At 71.0% G+C, this 16,045-nt stretch carries 14 protein-coding genes; 12 read left to right on the top strand and 2 right to left on the bottom strand.

Annotation, left to right across the window (positions count from 1 at the left end; genetic code table 11):
- Positions 1-43 precede the first annotated feature (43 nt).
- The 7 genes from ESP57_RS10115 (at position 44) to ESP57_RS10085 (ending at position 7,909) form a co-directional block, all read left to right on the top strand.
- The gene (locus ESP57_RS10115; protein WP_129231433.1) at positions 44-1,318 is read left to right on the top strand and encodes an ABC transporter substrate-binding protein; all 1,275 of its coding nucleotides are present in this window, start codon (positions 44-46) and stop codon (positions 1,316-1,318) included.
- Positions 1,319-1,322: 4 nt separating this feature from the next.
- Complete coding sequence (locus tag ESP57_RS10110) at positions 1,323-2,297, top strand: carbohydrate ABC transporter permease (protein WP_056006737.1); 975 nt, start codon at positions 1,323-1,325, stop codon at positions 2,295-2,297.
- Positions 2,290-3,195: a carbohydrate ABC transporter permease gene (locus ESP57_RS10105; RefSeq protein ID WP_129231431.1), complete on the top strand. Its 906-nt coding sequence runs from the start codon at positions 2,290-2,292 to the stop codon at positions 3,193-3,195. The genes ESP57_RS10110 and ESP57_RS10105 overlap by 8 nt, the downstream gene beginning before the upstream one ends.
- Before the next feature lie 4 nt (positions 3,196-3,199).
- Entirely contained in the window at positions 3,200-4,315 is a 1,116-nt protein-coding gene (locus ESP57_RS10100) for a LacI family DNA-binding transcriptional regulator (protein ID WP_129231430.1), read from the top strand.
- Between the two features lie 37 nt (positions 4,316-4,352).
- On the top strand, positions 4,353-5,543 hold the full coding sequence (locus tag ESP57_RS10095; protein ID WP_056006734.1) for a Gfo/Idh/MocA family protein: 1,191 nt from the start codon (positions 4,353-4,355) through the stop codon (positions 5,541-5,543).
- Positions 5,544-5,663: 120 nt separating this feature from the next.
- On the top strand, positions 5,664-6,707 hold the full coding sequence (gene tdh / locus ESP57_RS10090; protein WP_056006729.1) for an L-threonine 3-dehydrogenase: 1,044 nt from the start codon (positions 5,664-5,666) through the stop codon (positions 6,705-6,707).
- A 2-nt stretch (positions 6,708-6,709) separates the two neighbouring features.
- Entirely contained in the window at positions 6,710-7,909 is a 1,200-nt protein-coding gene (locus ESP57_RS10085) for a glycine C-acetyltransferase (protein WP_129231429.1), read from the top strand.
- Positions 7,910-8,026: 117 nt separating this feature from the next.
- On the opposite strand, the gene ESP57_RS10080 is transcribed toward ESP57_RS10085, so the two are convergent.
- On the bottom strand, positions 8,027-8,791 hold the full coding sequence (locus tag ESP57_RS10080) for an SDR family NAD(P)-dependent oxidoreductase (RefSeq protein ID WP_129231428.1): 765 nt from the start codon (positions 8,789-8,791) through the stop codon (positions 8,027-8,029).
- Between the two features lie 86 nt (positions 8,792-8,877).
- Between ESP57_RS10080 and ESP57_RS10075 the strand changes: the two genes are divergently transcribed.
- From ESP57_RS10075 to ESP57_RS10055, 5 genes are all read left to right on the top strand, one after another.
- Positions 8,878-9,945, top strand: a complete 1,068-nt coding sequence (locus ESP57_RS10075; RefSeq protein WP_129231427.1) for a LacI family DNA-binding transcriptional regulator — start codon at positions 8,878-8,880, stop codon at positions 9,943-9,945.
- Positions 9,946-10,231: 286 nt separating this feature from the next.
- Entirely contained in the window at positions 10,232-11,173 is a 942-nt protein-coding gene (locus ESP57_RS10070; protein WP_129231426.1) for an ABC transporter ATP-binding protein, read from the top strand.
- Positions 11,170-12,816 carry an ABC transporter permease gene (locus ESP57_RS10065; protein ID WP_129231424.1) on the top strand — a complete coding sequence of 549 codons (1,647 nt, stop codon included), beginning with the start codon at positions 11,170-11,172 and terminating at the stop codon, positions 12,814-12,816. Before ESP57_RS10070 ends, ESP57_RS10065 begins: the two co-directional genes overlap by 4 nt.
- Positions 12,817-12,868: 52 nt before the next feature.
- Positions 12,869-13,336: a GbsR/MarR family transcriptional regulator gene (locus tag ESP57_RS10060; protein ID WP_115959326.1), complete on the top strand. Its 468-nt coding sequence runs from the start codon at positions 12,869-12,871 to the stop codon at positions 13,334-13,336.
- A gap of 31 nt (positions 13,337-13,367) precedes the next feature.
- The gene (locus ESP57_RS10055) at positions 13,368-14,594 is read left to right on the top strand and encodes an amidohydrolase (RefSeq protein WP_129231422.1); all 1,227 of its coding nucleotides are present in this window, start codon (positions 13,368-13,370) and stop codon (positions 14,592-14,594) included.
- Between the two features lie 27 nt (positions 14,595-14,621).
- Here ESP57_RS10055 and ESP57_RS10050 read toward each other — a convergent pair whose 3' ends face one another.
- Positions 14,622-15,995 carry an MATE family efflux transporter gene (locus tag ESP57_RS10050; protein WP_129231421.1) on the bottom strand — a complete coding sequence of 458 codons (1,374 nt, stop codon included), beginning with the start codon at positions 15,993-15,995 and terminating at the stop codon, positions 14,622-14,624.
- Positions 15,996-16,045 lie beyond the last annotated feature (50 nt).

Below are 16,045 nucleotides of genomic sequence, written 5' to 3'. Positions count from 1 at the left end.
CCTCGCCATCCTTCACCAAGAGACAGATCCAAAGGAGGATCGGATGCTTCGAAGTGCAATCACCCGTCGCGGGGCCGCCGCGGTGGCCTTGGCCGCCACGGCCGCACTCGCGCTCAGCGCGTGCAGCGACTCGGGTTCGGACGCGGGCGACGGCGAGGCGGTCACGCTCGAATACGGCGTCTGGGACCAGAAGCAGGAGGCCGCGATGAAGGAGATCGCCGCCGCCTTCACCGAGGAGCACCCCGAGGTCACCGTCAAGCTCGTCACGACGCCCTACAAGGAGTACTTCACGAAGCTGCAGACCTCGGTCTCGGGCGGCTCGGCCCCCGACGTCTTCTGGATGAACGGCCCGAACTTCCAGCTCTACGCCTCGAACGGCGTGCTCGCCCCGCTCGACGACCAGGGCATCGACCCGGCCGACTACCCGCAGGGACTCGTGGACCTCTACACCTACGACGGCGAGCTCTACGGCGCCCCGAAGGACTTCGACACCGTCGGACTCTGGTACAACACGGAACTCTTCGATGCCGCGGGAGTGGCCTACCCCGAGGCCGGCTGGACCTGGGACGACCTCAAGGCGACCGCCGCGAAGCTCACCGACCCCGCGACGGGCCAGTTCGGCATCGCCGCCTCCCAGTTCGGCCAGGAGAACTACTACAACTCCATCGCGCAGGCCGGCGGCGAGGTCATCAGCGCCGACGGCACCGAGTCCGGCTACGGCAGCCCCGAGGCACTCGCGGGCATCGAGCTGTGGACCGACCTCATCGCCGCCGGCTCCTCGCCCACCGCGCAGCAGATGACCGACACCAACCCCGAAGACCTCTTCTTCTCGGGCAAGGTCGCCATGTTCCAGAACGGCTCGTGGGCCGCCGGCGCCTACGCCGACAACCCGGACATCGCCGACAAGGTGAACGTCGCCCCGCTCGCCGCGGGCGCCGACGGCAACCAGAGCGTCATCCACGGCCTCGCCAACGTCGTGAACGCGGAGAGCGACCACCTCGATCTCGCCAAGCAGTTCGCCGCCTTCGCGAGCGGCGACGCGGCGTCCGACATCATGGCCGATTCGGGCACCGTCATCCCGGCGTTCGACGGCAAGCAGCAGGCCTGGGTCGATGCGCTGCCGCAGTACGACCTCCAGGTGTACATCGACGCGCTCGAGACCGCCGTGGCCTACCCCGTCTCGAAGAACACCGCCGCGTGGACCTCGATCGAGATTGAGATCCTCTCGCAGGTCTGGGCCGGCTCGATCTCGCCGAAGGACGGCCTCCAGCAGCTCGCCACCGAGATGCAGGCGGCGCTCGACTCGGAGTCGGAGTAGCACCATGACCGACCTGATCGCGCAGCGCGCGAGCGCGCCGATCTCCGAACTCGATCGGGGGCGGCTCGCGGCCGCCCCCGGTCGGGGGCGGCGGCGCGGGCGGGGACCCGGCCAGTCGTCGTGGTGGGCGCTGCTGTTCATCGGCCCGACTGCCGCCGGCCTCGTCGCGTTCTACCTGTGGCCGACCGTGCGCACCTTCCTCATGTCGTTCACGGAGTCGGGCCCCTTCGGCGGCTCCGAGTTCGTGGGCCTCGACAACTACGTGCGGCTCTTCCAGGACCCCGAGCTGCTCGGTGCCCTCCGCAACACCGCGCTGTACACGGTGATCGCCCTCGTCGGCATCCCGCTCGCGGTCGCCATCGCGGCGCTGCTGAACACGACCGGGCTGCGCGGCCGTGGCATCTACCGCACCCTCTACTTCATCCCGGTCGTCACCATGCCGGCTGCGATCGCGCTCGTCTGGCGCATGATCTACAACGGCGACTACGGCGTGCTCAACGAGGTGCTCGGTGTCTTCGGCATCGAGGGCGCGAGCTGGCTCACCGACCCGAGCACGGCGCTCATCGCGATCGCCGTCGTCGGCATCTGGGCCGGCCTCGGCACGAACATCGTCATCTTCCTCGCGGGACTGCAGGGGATCCCCGACACGGTCATGGAGGCCGCCGACCTCGACGGTGCCGGCCCCGTGCGCAAGTTCTTCTCGATCACCATCCCGCTGCTGAGCCCGAGCATCTTCTTCGTCAGCGTGATCAGCGTCATCGGGGCACTGCAGGTCTTCGACCTCATCTACATGATGCTCGGTACGTCGAACCCGGCGATGCCGAACACCCGCACGATCGTCTACCTCTTCTACCAGGCCGGGTTCATCGACAACGAGAAGGGCTACGCGGCCGCGATCGCGTTCCTCCTGCTCATCATCATCCTGGTGCTGACGGTCGTGCAGTTCCGGCTGCAGAAGAAGTGGGTGCACTATGAGTGACCTCTCCCTCGACACTCGGGCGATGACCGGCGCGGATGTCTCGAGCACACGCGCCGGCGGGACATCCGCTGCCCGTGGCCGCCGCAACCGCGGTCACTGGCTCGTGCACCTGCTGCTCGCCGGCGGCGCGATCCTGATGGTCTTCCCGTTCGTCTGGCAGACCCTCACCGCGTTCAAGACGTTCCAAGACTCGGTGCAGGTGCCACCCGTCGTCATCCCCGACCCGTGGGTGTTCACGAACTTCGCCGAAGTCTTCGACTCGATGCCGTTCGGCCAGATGTTCCTGAACTCGGTGCTGCTCACCGTCGGCCGCACCGTCGGCCAGGTGGTGCTCTGCACGATGGCGGGCTACGCCTTCGCACGCATCCCCTTCCGCGGCCGCAACGTGGTGTTCGTGCTGTTCCTCTCGGTGCTCATGGTGCCCTCGCAGCTCTACCTGCTGCCGCAATACGAGATCATCCAGAGCCTCGGCTGGCTGAACACCCTGCAGGCGCTCATCGTCCCGGGCATCTTCAGCGCGTTCGGCACCTTCCTCATGCGGCAGTTCTTCATGTCGATGCCGTCCGAGCTCGAAGAGGCCGCGCGCATCGACGGCGCGAATCCGTGGCAGACGTTCTGGCGGGTCATGGTGCCGCTCGCGAAGCCCGGCATCATCGCGCTCACAGTCTTCACGGTGCTGTGGTCGTGGAACGACCTGCTCTGGCCGCTCGTCGTGACGACCGACCCCGAGAAGATGCCCCTCTCGGTGGGCCTGTCGCAGCTCGTCGGCCTGCACGGCACTGACTACCCTGTGCTGATGGCGGGCGCACTGCTGGCGACGCTGCCCATGCTGATCACCTTCATGATCCTGCAGAAGCAGTTCATCCAGGGCATCGCCTTCTCGGGAACGAAGGGGTGACGTGATGGTGCGGACGAACGTGGACGGATCGACGACGGGCGGCGGCCACAGCGGTCACCTCGGCAACGGCGGGGGCAGCAGCGCCGCGGGGCGCCGGCGGCCGACGCTGCGCATGGTCGCCGAGCTCGCGGGCGTCTCGACGGCGACCGTGTCGTACGTGTTCTCGGGCCGCAGCGGCGGAGGTTCGGGGGTTGCCGAGCCGACCGCGAAGCGCGTGCTGGAGGCTGCCGAGCAGCTCAACTACCGTCCCAACCGCGCGGCCCGCACGATCCGCACGGGCCGCAGCGACACGGTGCAGCTCTCGCTGCACATGCTGAGCGACCCGTGGTCGCTCGCCGTCGCGGCCGCCGTCAACGAGGAGGCGAACCGGCACGGGCTCACGACGCTCATCCTCGCCGACGGCGACTGGTACGCGGCGCTCGACCGGGTCGAGAGCGACGTGGCCTACCTCGACGGCGCGATCGGCACCGATGACGCCGAGCAGAAGGTGCAGGCCCTCGCCGAGCGCGGGCAGCGCCTGGTGGTCTTCAGCGAGACGCTCGAGCCGAACGGCTACGACGTGATCCGCTCCGATGCGATCCCGGGTTGCTACCTCGCGATGGACCACCTGCTCGAACGGCACACCGCGATCGGATGCCTCGTGGCCGAGGACGCCGTGCACGCCCCCCAGGGCTCGCGGTACACGCCCTACCTCGAGCGCATGCGCGAGCGCGGCCTGCCGATCGTGCCCGAGCACACCGCGACGTACGCCGGAACGCAGGCGAGCGCCTTCACCGCGGCCGTCGGGCTGCTCTCGCGGAAGGATCGTCCGACGGCCGTCTATGCGACGACGGACTTCGCGGCGATCGCGGCGATCAACGCCGCGCACATGCTCGGCCTCCGTGTGCCGCACGACGTCGCCGTCATCGGCGTCGGCAACACCCCAGACGCGCAGTCGGTCGCGCCGACCCTGACGACGGTCGGCCCGACCGACTTCTACCGCCGGCAGGCCGAGATCATCGTGGCGCGCGCGCTCGAGCCGGACGCGACCGAGGCCCGCCTGCACGAATTCCCCTGGTCGCTCGTTCCGGGCGGCTCGACCGATCTCGACGCCGCGCCTCGCGCGGCGCGCACGCTGTGACCCCGCGCACGCGGAACACCTGAAGGAGCAACACCCCGTGGATCTGAACATCGGCATCGTCGGCTTCGGCGCACGCTCGACCCTCTGGAAGGAGGCGCACCGCCCCGGCCGGGGTTCGCGCGTCGTCGCCGTGTGCGACCTCGCCGAGCGGTCACGGGCGGATGCGCGAGCGGTGCTGCCCGAGGCATCCGTCACCGACTCGCTCGACGAACTGCTCGCGAGCGGGATCGACGCGGTCATGGTGCTGACGCCCGACCACCAGCACGCGCCGGTTGCGATCGCCGCGCTCGAGGCGGGCGTGCCCGTCTTCTGCGAGAAGCCGCTGGCCGTGACGGTCGACGACGCCGACGCGATCCTCGAGACCGCGCGGCGCACGGGCACCCGGTTGTACGTCGGGCACAACATGCGGCACATGTCGGTCGTGCTGCTCATGCGGCGCCTCATCCTCGAGGGGCGCATCGGCGAGGTGAAAGCGATCTGGTGCCGGCACTTCGTGGGCAACGGCGGCGACTACTACTTCAAGGACTGGCACGCGGAGCGCGAGAAGACGACGGGGCTGCTCCTCCAGAAGGGCGCGCACGACCTCGACGTCATCCACTGGTTGGCCGGGGCGTACACGAGCGAGGTGCAGGCGATGGGCTCGCTCAGCGTGTACGGCGACATCGGCGACCGCCGCGACCGTTCGGGGGAGCGGATGCGCGACTGGTTCAGCCTCGACAACTGGCCGCCGGCCGCGCAGAGCGGTCTCAACCCGGTGATCGACGTCGAGGACATCTCGATGGTCAACATGCGCCTCGGCAACGGGGTGCTCGCGAGCTACCAGCAGTGCCACTTCACGCCCGACTACTGGCGCAACTACACCGTCATCGGCACCGAGGGGCGCATCGAGAACTTCGGGGATGTCTCGGGCTCGGAGGTGCGGCTCTGGAACCGCCGCCATCAGGGTGCGGCGCCGGCCGACGAGACCTTCATCGTGCCCGAGGCGCCCGAAGACGTCGGGCACGACGGCGCCGACGCGCTCCTCGTCGCGGAGTTCCTGCGGTTCGTGCGAGACGGCGGCACGACCGAGACGTCTCCGGTCGCGGCCCGCGAGGCCGTCGCGGTCGGCGTCCGGGCGACGGAATCGTTGCGCGGCGACGGCGCCACCCTCGCCGTGCCGCAGCTGGCACCCGACCTCGTCGACTACTTCGAGGCGGGACAGGTCGAGCCGGCGTCGGCGCACCGCTGACGCTGCGTAACATATTACTCCGCGCCGATACGATTGACCTGTCATCCGGCGCACCCACCGGACCACTCGCATGAGCCGCCGCACCCAGTGGCTCATGTTCTGAACAACGGAGTTTCTGCGATGAAGGCCCTCTTCAAACCCGCCCCCGGCGCCGGCCTGGAGTACGTCGAGCGGCCGGAGCCCGAGACGGGCCCCGCCGACGTGAAGATCCGGGTGCTGCGCACCGGCATCTGCGGCACCGACCTGCACATCGAGAAGTGGGACGACTGGGCCGCGTCGACGATCGCCGCGCCCCTCATCCCCGGTCACGAGTTCTTCGGCGAGGTGGTCGAGGTCGGGCCGCTCGTGCACGACGTCGCCGTCGGCGACCGCGTCTCGGGCGAGGGACACATCGTGTGCGGCATGTGCCGCAACTGCCGCGCGGGCCGCCGCCAGATGTGCATCCGCACCAAGGGCGTCGGCCTCCATCGCGACGGCGCGTTCGCGGAGTACATCGTCATCCCCGGCGAGAACGTGTGGGTGCACCACGCCTCGGTCGAGCCCGAGGTCGGGGCGATCTTCGACCCGTTCGGCAACGCGGTGCACACCGCGCTCGCCTTCTCGGTCGTCGGCGAAGACGTGCTCGTCACGGGCTGCGGCCCGATCGGGCTCATGTCGATCGCGGTCGCCCGGCATGTCGGCGCCCGCTTCATCGTCGCCACGGATGTCTCGCCGGCACGCCTGTCGCTGGCGCTCGAGATGGGCGCCGACGCCGTCGTCGACGTGTCGAAGGAACGGGTGCGGTCGGCGCAGGAGCGACTCGGCATGCGCGAGGGCTTCGACGTGGGCTTCGAGATGTCGGGCTCGGCGAAGGCGCTGCCCGAGATGATCGAGAACATGAACCACGGCGGTCGCATGGCGCTGCTGGGCCTGCCGGCGGAGCCGTACGCGATCGACTGGGGCAAGGTCGTCACCCACATGCTCACCATGAAGGGCATCTACGGACGCGAGATGTTCGAGACCTGGAACTCGATGAGCGCGATGCTGCAGACGAGCCCGCAGCTGCGCTCGCGCGTCGCCTCGATCATCAGCGACCGATACCCTGCGCGCGAGTGGCGTGCGGCGTTCGACGCGGCCGCCTCCGGCGGCGTCGGCAAGGTCATCCTCGACTGGACGGAGCTCTAGACATGTACGGAACGGTTCGCGACCAGCTTCGCAGCGAGCTCGACGAGATCGAGGCCGCGGGTCTCACGAAGCGCGAGCGCGGCATCCACGGCCCGCAGTCCTCCGAGATCGAGGTCGCCGGGCGCGAGGTGCTGAACTTCTGCGCCAACAACTACCTCGGGCTCGCGAACGACCCGCGCATCGTCGCGGCGGCGCACGCCGGGCTCGACGAGTGGGGCTACGGACTCGCGAGCGTGCGGTTCATCTGCGGCACGCAGGAGCTGCACCTCGAACTCGAGAAGCGGGTCTCGTCGTTCCTCGGCTACGACGACACGATCCTCTTCTCCTCGTGCTTCGACGCCAACGGCGGCGTCTTCGAGGTGCTCTTCGGGCCCGACGACGCGATCATCTCCGACGAGCTGAACCACGCCTCGATCATCGACGGCATCCGGCTCTCGAAGGCCGGCCGGTACCGCTACAAGAACCGCGACATGGCCGACCTCGAGGCGCAGCTGGTCGCGGCATCCGATGCCCGTCGCCGGGTGATCGTGACCGATGGCGTCTTCTCGATGGACGGCTACATCGCGCCCCTCGCCGAGATCTGCGACCTCGCCGACAAGTACGACGCGCTCGTCTTCGTCGACGACTCGCACGCCGTCGGCTTCGTCGGCGAGCACGGCCGCGGCACGCCCGAGCACTGCGGCGTCGAGGGTCGCGTCGACATCACGACCGGCACCTTCGGCAAGGCGCTCGGCGGGGCATCCGGCGGCTACGTCGCCGCCCGCCAGGAGATCGTCGACCTGCTGCGCCAGCGCGCCCGGCCCTACCTCTTCTCCAACACCCTCGCCCCGGCGATCGTGGCGGGCACGATCCAGGCGCTCGAGCTGCTCGCCTCCTCGGGCGAGCTGCGCGAGAAGCTGCGGGCGAACGCGTCGCTCTTCCGGTCCCTGATGACGGATGCCTCGTTCGACCTGCTGCCCGGTGAGCACCCGATCGTGCCCGTGATGTTCGGCGATGCCGCCCTCACCGCGCGCATGGCCGACGCGCTGCAGCGGCACGGGGTGTACGTCACCGCCTTCAGCTTCCCGGTGGTGCCCCGCGGGGCGGCGCGCATCCGCGTGCAGCTCTCCGCTGCGCACTCCGAGGAGGAGATTCGGCGCTGCGTCGCCGCGTTCGTCACGGCTCGCGACGAGGTGGGCTCGCCGGTCTCGCCGGTCGAGTAGGCCTCGCCGGTCTCGCCGGTCGAGTAGGCGCGCCAGCGCCGTATCGAGACCCGTGCTCCCAGAAGCAGGTTTCGAGACGCTCGCTGCGCTTGCTCCTCAACCCACGAGGCAGGCGTGTCAGCGCCCGCGGGCCCCGATGCGGGCGCCGACCGATCCGGGCGCGAACCGCGCGAGGCCGACGAGCAACCGGTAGCGGAGCGAAGGCACCGAGAGGGACTTGCCGCGGGCGGTGTCTCGCAGTGCCTCGGCGACGACCTTCCGCGCGTCGAGCCACATCCAACCCGGAACCCCTTCCTGGCCCGGCGGCAGTCCCAGCCGCTCGTGGAACTTCGTGTGCGTGTAGCCGGGGCACACGGCCGTCGTCGTGACCCCTTGCCGCGCGTACTGCCCGTTCGCCCACTCGCTGAACACGACCAGCCAGCGCTTGCAGGCGCCATATGTCGATCGCGGAATGAACGCGCCGACCGACGCGATGTTGATGATCCGCCCGCGTCGGCGGGGGAGCATCGACCGCAGGGCTGCGTGGCTCAGACGCAGGGGCACCTCGACGTGCAGGTGCAGATGGCGCACCTCGACCTCGACGTCGTTGGCCGCGAAGTCGAGCGGCAGGCCGAACCCCGCGTTGTTGACGAGCAGGTCGATCGGCCGTGCGGCATCGGAGAGGCGCTCGACGACCCGGGCCAGGTGACGCGGCTTCAGCAGGTCGGCCGGCAGCACCTCGACCTCGACGCCGTGCTCGCGGCGGATCCGCATGGCCAGCTCGTCGAGGGCGGCGCGATCACGCGCCACGAGCACGAGGTGGGCGCCGGTGGCGGCGAGCTGTCTGGCGAACTCGGCGCCGAGCCCGGAGCTCGCGCCGGTGATGAGGGCGGTTCTCGACATGCGGCCGAGCCTAGGCGATGCCGCGGGTCGAGCGCTCGGCACGCCGCGGATCGCCGATCGAATCGATTCGGCCTAGACTCGGCCCCATGCAGCCCGATGCCGCTCAACGCCCGACGCTCGCCGATGTCGCGGCACGCGCGGGCGTCTCGCAGTCGACCGCCTCGCTCGCCTTCAGCGGCTCGGGCCCCGTGTCCGCCGCCACGAAGGAGCGCGTGCTCGCCGCGGCATCCGATCTCGGTTACGCCGGTCCCGACCCGCGCGCACGGTCGTTGCGCCGCGGGCGTTCGGGCATCGTCGGCGTCGTGCTCGAGGAGCGCGTGCGCGCGGCGTTCCTCGACCCCGTGAAGATCCAGATGCTCGACGGCATCTCCGAGGGCATCGCGCCGCTCGGCGCCGGCCTCCTGCTGCTCACCGACACCGGAGAGGCGGGCGAGAACGCCGTCAGCATCGAGAGCGCGCCGGTCGACGCGGTCGTGCTCGTGGGCTGCAGTCCGCGCCTCGGCGTCACGATCGAGGCGCTGCGTCGCCGCGGCATCCCCGCCGTCGCCATCGAGGGCGACACCGGTGAGGACATCCCCGAGATCTCGATCGACAACCTCCAGGCGACTCGGCGGGGCGCCGAATACCTGCGGCAATTGGGCCATACGGATGTCGCGATCGTGACGCTGCCCTTCGACGCGGCGCGCACTCGGGGCCCCCTCACCAGGGAGCTGCTGGAGTCGAGCACGGCGGCCACGGCGAGCCAGCGCCTCGCCGGCGCTCGTGAGATCTTCCCCGAGGCGACGGGCCGCGCCGCAGGGGCCAGCTCGATCGAAGAGGGGCTCGAGGCTGCGCGGGCGCTCCTCGCCGACCCGGAGAACCGTCCGACGGCGATCATCGCGCAGAGCGACCTGCTGGCGGCGGGGGTCATCCAGGCGGCCGAGGAGCTCGGCATGCAGGTGCCGGCCGATCTCAGCGTGCTCGGTTTCGACGGCATCCGGGTCGACGGCCTGCAGCACGACCTCACGACGCTCGCGCAGCCCTCGGTCGCGAAGGGAAGGGCGGCCGGCGAGGCCGTCGTTCAGATGCTCTCGGGCGAGCCGCCCGCGTCGCGGTGCTTCACGAGCACGCTGCACGTCGGCGATACGACGGCCGTGCCCCGAACGGCGGGTTGACGGCGCTCGCTGCTCGCCGCCCGCTGCTGGCCGCCCGCTGCTCGATGCCGCTCCGGCTCTCCGGTCATCGAGATGCCACTCGTTGTCGGTTGCGACCGTGTCGATGCGACAACTTGCGTCACCTCAATGCCACGCACCCCGGGCATCCGCCCAAGGGCGCCCACGCGCGCCCCGGTGACGCCGCAGGGCCACGCGGTCCGGTCGCCCCGCGGCATCCGACCCCGCTCCCGTAAGGGTTCCGTTAGGAAGATTCACAAATTTGTGAAACGAGCGTAGTGTCGGCCTCATGAACACCGTCATCGAAACACGCGGTCTCGAGAAGCACTTCGGCCGCGTGCGTGCACTCGACGGGCTCGACCTCAGCGTCGAGGCCGGCGAGGTGCACGGGTTCCTCGGCCCGAACGGCGCGGGGAAGTCCACCACCATTCGCGTGCTGCTCGGCCTCATCCGGGCCAGCGGCGGCAACGCGACGCTCTTCGGCCGCGACCCCTGGCGCGACGCCGTCGAGCTGCACCGGCGCATCGCCTACGTGCCGGGCGACGTGAACCTCTGGTCGAACCTCTCGGGCGGTGAGTCGATCGACCTGCTCACGCGCCTTCGGGGCGGCACGACCGACAAGCGCGCCTATGCGGCGCGGCGCGAGCACCTCGCCGAGGTCTTCCAGTTCGACCCGTCGAAGAAGGGCCGCACCTACTCGAAGGGCAACCGGCAGAAGGTCGCGCTCATCGCCGCGCTCGCCACGCCAGCCGACCTGTACATCCTCGACGAGCCCACCTCGGGCCTCGACCCGCTCATGGAGGCGGTCTTCCGTCAGGAGATCGCGGCCCTCCTCGGCGACGGCGCGACCGTGCTCCTGTCGAGCCACATCCTCTCGGAGGTCGAGCACCTGTGCGACCGCGTGAGCATCATCCGCGCCGGGCGCACGGTCGAGACGGGCACGCTCGCCGAGCTCCGCCACCTCACCCGCACCGAGATCTCCTTCGCCGGCGAGGGGATCGACCACGCCGCCTTCGCGACCATCCCCGGCGCGCACGACCTCGTGGTCGACGGCGCCCGTGTGCGCTTCACCGCCGATTCCGACGCCATGCCCGACGTGCTCGCCGCCCTTAGTCGCCTGCGTGCCACCGGCGTCACCGTGAACCCGCCCTCGCTCGAGGAGCTCTTCATGCGGCACTACCACGACGAGATCGACGAGCCGGCGCGATCGAGTCTCGAGGGCGTGCGATGAAGACCCTGCCGACCCTGCTCCTCGCGCGGTTCCGCCGCGACCGGGTGCAGATCATCGTGTGGCTCGCGCTCTTCGCGCTGCTCGAGGTCGCCGGTCGCGGCGCCGTCACCGAGACCTACGGCGATGACGCCGAACGGGCGAGCGTCATCAGGCTCGTGATCATGAGCCCCGCCATCCTGATGCTCCGCGGCACTCCGCAGGGCACCGACCCCGACGCATTCCAGTTCTTCCTGCTCTTCGGCTTCCTGGGGCTCATGGTCGGCCTGATGATGACGTTCCTCGCCGTGCGACACACGCGCGGCGACGAGGAGGCGGGCAGGGCCGAGCTCGTCGGATCCACTCCCGCCGGCCGCATCGCACCGCTGCTCGCGACGGCGCTCGAGGGCGTCATCCTGAGTGCGCTGGTCGGGGCGATCATGGGCGGCGTGGCCTTCGCGTACGGGGCGGATGCCTCGGGCGCCCTGCTCTACGGCGCGGCACTGTCGGCCGTGGGCATCGCGTACCTCGGCGTCGGGCTCGCGTGCGCGCAGCTCATGCGCACCTCGCGCGGGGCGAACGGGCTCGCGGCCGCGATCGTGACCCTCGGCTACGCCTTCCGCGCGATGGGGGATGCCACGGGCACCGTGCAGCCCGACGGGCTCAGCATGGAGGCGGGCTGGTGGAGCTGGCTCAGCCCGATCGGCTGGGGCCAGGCGGTCGCGCCGTACACGCATCAGCGACTCTGGCCGCTCGCGCTCTGCGTCGCCCTCGGGGCGGTGCTCTTCGCCGCCTCCGCGTGGCTGCAGTCGCACCGCGACCTCGACTCGAGCATCGTGCCCGAGCGGGCGGGCCGCCTGCATGCGCCGCTGAGCCTCTCGGGCCCGATCGGCCTCGTCTGGCGCACGCTCCGCAACCCCGTCATCGGCTGGACCGTCGGCGGTGCGCTCTTCGGACTCGTACTGGGCGCCGTCGGGCAGACGGTCGTCGACCTCGTCAACACCCCCGATGGCCAGGAGGCCGGGCAGGCGATCACCGACACCCTCGCCGCGATCGCGGGGCCGAACGCCGAGGGCGGGTTGATCGACCTCTTCACGACCGGGCTCTTCGGATTCGTCGGCGTGCTCGCCGCGGTCGGCGGCGTGCAGGCGATCATGCGAGCCCGGCAGGATGAGGCCGGCGGCACGGCAGAACTCGTGCTCGCCGCGCCCGTCTCGCGGTTCCGCTGGTTCTCCGCGTACCTCCTGATCGGCGCCGCCTCGGTCGCTGCGGTGCTGGCCTTCGCGGTGCTCGGCGCCTTCGTCGGACTCATCGGGTCGCCGGATGTCGGTGAGCGCATGTCGACCGTCGCCGAGGCGGGGCTCGCCCAGCTGCCGGCCTGCCTCGTGATCGTCGCGGTCGCCGCCCTCGTGTTCGCCCTCGTGCCTCGGGCGTCGATCGCCCTCGGCTGGGCGGTGCTGCTCGTCGCGATCGTACTGGGGCAGTTCGGCGGCCTCTTCGGGTTCCCCGAGTGGGTGCGCGACATCTCGCCGTTCACCCACACCCCGATCGTCACGGCCGAGACGATCGACTGGTCGGCCGCGTGGGTCATGTCGGGCATCGCCGTTGTCGTGGCCGCGGGGGCCACGGCCCTCGTGCGGCGACGGGACCTGGCACTCGGCGGGTGATGACGGGCGCGGGGCATCCGCTCGGCCCCGCTCGTTCTGTGAGGATGGGGAGATGGCGCGAGACGAACAGGCGATGAACGAGTTCGTCGAGCAGTCCGCCGCGGCGATGGCCGAGGCGGGCTTCCCGCGCATGCCGGCGAGGGTGCTGATGGCGCTCATCGCCGCCGAGTCGACCGGGCTCACAGCCCGGGAGCTGAGCGACCAGCTCGTCGCGAGCGCCGCCGCGATCTCGGGCGCCGTGCGGTACCTGCAGACGCTGCGCATGGTGCGCCGCGTGTCGCAGCCCGGCTCGCGTCGGGTGCTCTACGAGCTGCCCGAGCATGCCTGGTACACGGTGACGATGGGCAAGAACCCGCTCTACGACCACCTCGAGGCGCTCGCGTCGAAGGCCGTCGCGGCGATCGACGACCCCGACTCGCTCGCCTCGCAGCGCATCGCCGAGATGAGCGACTTCTTCCTCTTCATCCAGCGCCGCATGCCCGAGCTGCTCGTCGAATGGCGCGCCGAGCGCGGGGCCTGAGCGCCCGTCGACCCCGGCCTAGGCTGACGGCATGAGCCTCGATCTCGCCGCCGTCTACCGCGACCTGCATGCCAACCCCGAACTCTCGTTCCAGGAGCACCGCACCGCGGGCATCGTGGCCGAGACGCTGACCGCGCTCGGATTGACGGTCACGACCGGCATCGGCCGCACGGGCGTCGTGGGCGTGCTCGAGAACGGCGACGGCCCGACCGTGCTGCTCCGCGCCGACATGGACGGACTGCCCGTGCTCGAGGCGACCGGCCTGCCCTATGCGAGCACGGCGCGCGGCACCGACCACGAGGGCAACGACGTGCCCGTCATGCACGCCTGCGGGCACGACGTGCACGTCACGTGCCTGCTCGGCGCGACCGAGCGGCTCGTCGCGGATCGCGCCGAGTGGTCCGGCACGCTGGTGGCGCTCTTCCAGCCCGCCGAGGAGTGGGGCGGCGGCGCCGAGGCGATGGTCGCCGACGGACTCTTCGATCGCGTGCCGAAGCCCGACATCGTGCTCGGCCAGCACGTGGCGCCCCTGCCCGCTGGATTCGCGGCGGTGCGCGGCGGCGTGGCGATGGCCGGCGCCGACTCGCTCACGATCCGGCTGCACGGCACGGGCGGGCACGGCTCGCGACCCGAGACGACGGTCGACCCCGTCTACCTCGCCGCGTCGACGGTCGTCCGGCTGCAGGGCATCGTCGCTCGCGAACTCGCGGCGACGGATGCGGCCGTGGTGTCGGTCGGCCAGATCCACGCCGGCACGAAGAACAACATCATCCCGGCCGAGGCCTCCCTCGGCCTCAGCATCCGCAGCTTCGACGAGACCGTGCGCACGAAGGTGCTGTCGGCGATCGAGCGCATCGCGAAGGCGGAGGCCGCCGCGTCGGGTGCACCGCGCGAGCCCGACTTCGACTACGAGGAGCGCTTCCCGGTCACCGTGAACGACGCGGCGGCCACGGAGCGCACGGCGGCAGCGTTGCGCGGGGTGCTCGGCGAGGCGCGCGTGATCGACCCCGGGGTGATCTCGGGCAGCGAAGACGTCGGCGTGCTCGCGACGGCCGCGGGAGTGCCCCTCGTCTACTGGATCCTCGGCGGCTCCGACCCCGCCCTCTTCGGCGATGCGCTCGCGACCGGGCGCATGCCCGACGACATCCCGTCGAACCACTCGCCGTTCTTCGCTCCGCTCATCGAGCCCACGCTCGAGGTCGGGGTCGCCGCGCTCGTCGCCGGCGCGCGCGAGTGGCTGGGCGAGCCGACCGCCTGACCTCCCGTGCGCCCCGGCGCTGCGCCGTCAGCGACCCTCGCCGACCACCATCCACGCCGCACCGCGCGCCCGCAGCCCGAGCGTGACCGCCCGCGCCCCGAGGTAGCCGATCGCGAACGCCGCCATGAGCCACGCCGGTCCGGCGGCTCCGGCCGGGGCGACGGCGACCACCCAGAGGGCGAGCGGCACGAACACGACGAGGTTCACGATGCCGGTCCACGCGAGGTACCGGGCGTCGCCGGCGCCGATGAGCACGCCGTCGAGCACGAACACGATGCCGCCGAGCGGGGCGGAGAGCGCGAGCACCACGAGCGTCGGGGGCAGGAGCGCCGCGACATCCGCCGAACTCGTGAAGAGGGCGGGCAGCACCCACGCCGTCGAGAGCAGCAGCACGCCGATCGCGGCGCCGCTGCCGACGCCCCATTGCAGGCAGCGTCGCAGCACCGCGCGCACGCCGGCGAGGTCGCCTGCGCCGAGGTCGCGGCCGATGAGGGCCTGCGCGGCGATGGCGAGGGCGTCGAGCGCGAAGCCGATCGTGAAGTAGATCGTCATCGCCACCTGGAACGCGGCGAGCTCGTTCGAGCCGAGCGAGGTCGCCGCCCACGTCGCGAGCAGCAGTGCGAGCCGGAGGCTCAGCGTGCGGAGGAACAGCCAGCCGCCGGATGCCGCTCCGCGCAGCACTCCCGCATGGTGCGGCCAGGGGCTCGCGCCGGCGCGGGCCGCGTGCCGGGCGACGACCACGAGGTAGACGGCGACCATGCCCCACTGCGCGACGACGGTGCCGACGGCCGAGCCCGCGATGCCCCAGCCGGCGACGTAGATGAAGACGTAGTTCAGTGCGATGTTCACCGCGAAGCCGACGCCGGCGACCCAGAGCGGGGTGCGCGTGTCCTGCAGTCCGCGCAGGAGGCCGGTGGCCGCGAACACGATGAGCATCGCCGGGAGGCCGGCCATCGAGATCGAGAGGTAGACGGATGCCTCGGCGGTCACCGCCTCGGAGGCGCCGAAGAGTCCGACGAGCATCGGTGCCGCGAACCATCCGGCGACGGCGAGCACGACGCCGATGCCGAGTGCGAGCCACAGCCCGTCGATGCCCGAGGCCACCGCGCCCCGCACGTCGCCGAGTCCGACCCGACGCGCGACGGCGGGCGTGGTCGCGTAGGCGAGGAAGACCATGAGCCCGATGATCGTCTGCAGCACCGCGCTTGCGAGGCCGAGGCCGGCGAGGGGCGTTGCGCCGAGGTGGCCGATCATCGCGGTGTCGGCCAGGAGGAAGAGGGGTTCGGCGATGAGCGCGCCGAGCGCGGGTACCGCGAGCCGGAGGATCTCCCGGTCGACCCCGCTGCGCGGCGGATTCGTCGGCGGGGTGAGGCTCGATGGTTCGTTGCGGGGCTCGTTCATGGGCGTTCCGAGCCTACGGGCGCCCGCCGACGGCGGCAGCGTCCACGTGC

The sequence above is a fragment of the Agromyces fucosus genome, assembly GCF_004134865.1.
Classification (GTDB): domain Bacteria; phylum Actinomycetota; class Actinomycetes; order Actinomycetales; family Microbacteriaceae; genus Agromyces; species Agromyces fucosus.
This window is presented reverse-complemented; position numbering and strand designations above follow the sequence as displayed.

Coding starts and splice junctions, on each gene's coding strand:
- ESP57_RS10065 (WP_129231424.1), top strand. CDS start 11,170: ATGAAGACCCTGCCGACCCTGCTCCTCGCGCGGTTCCGCCGCGACCGG.
- ESP57_RS10070 (WP_129231426.1), top strand. CDS start 10,232: ATGAACACCGTCATCGAAACACGCGGTCTCGAGAAGCACTTCGGCCGC.
- ESP57_RS10080 (WP_129231428.1), bottom strand. CDS start 8,791: ATGTCGAGAACCGCCCTCATCACCGGCGCGAGCTCCGGGCTCGGCGCC.
- ESP57_RS10075 (WP_129231427.1), top strand. CDS start 8,878: ATGCAGCCCGATGCCGCTCAACGCCCGACGCTCGCCGATGTCGCGGCA.
- ESP57_RS10100 (WP_129231430.1), top strand. CDS start 3,200: ATGGTGCGGACGAACGTGGACGGATCGACGACGGGCGGCGGCCACAGC.
- tdh (WP_056006729.1), top strand. CDS start 5,664: ATGAAGGCCCTCTTCAAACCCGCCCCCGGCGCCGGCCTGGAGTACGTC.
- ESP57_RS10085 (WP_129231429.1), top strand. CDS start 6,710: ATGTACGGAACGGTTCGCGACCAGCTTCGCAGCGAGCTCGACGAGATC.
- ESP57_RS10105 (WP_129231431.1), top strand. CDS start 2,290: ATGAGTGACCTCTCCCTCGACACTCGGGCGATGACCGGCGCGGATGTC.
- ESP57_RS10115 (WP_129231433.1), top strand. CDS start 44: ATGCTTCGAAGTGCAATCACCCGTCGCGGGGCCGCCGCGGTGGCCTTG.
- ESP57_RS10060 (WP_115959326.1), top strand. CDS start 12,869: ATGGCGCGAGACGAACAGGCGATGAACGAGTTCGTCGAGCAGTCCGCC.
- ESP57_RS10110 (WP_056006737.1), top strand. CDS start 1,323: ATGACCGACCTGATCGCGCAGCGCGCGAGCGCGCCGATCTCCGAACTC.
- ESP57_RS10050 (WP_129231421.1), bottom strand. CDS start 15,995: ATGAACGAGCCCCGCAACGAACCATCGAGCCTCACCCCGCCGACGAAT.
- ESP57_RS10055 (WP_129231422.1), top strand. CDS start 13,368: ATGAGCCTCGATCTCGCCGCCGTCTACCGCGACCTGCATGCCAACCCC.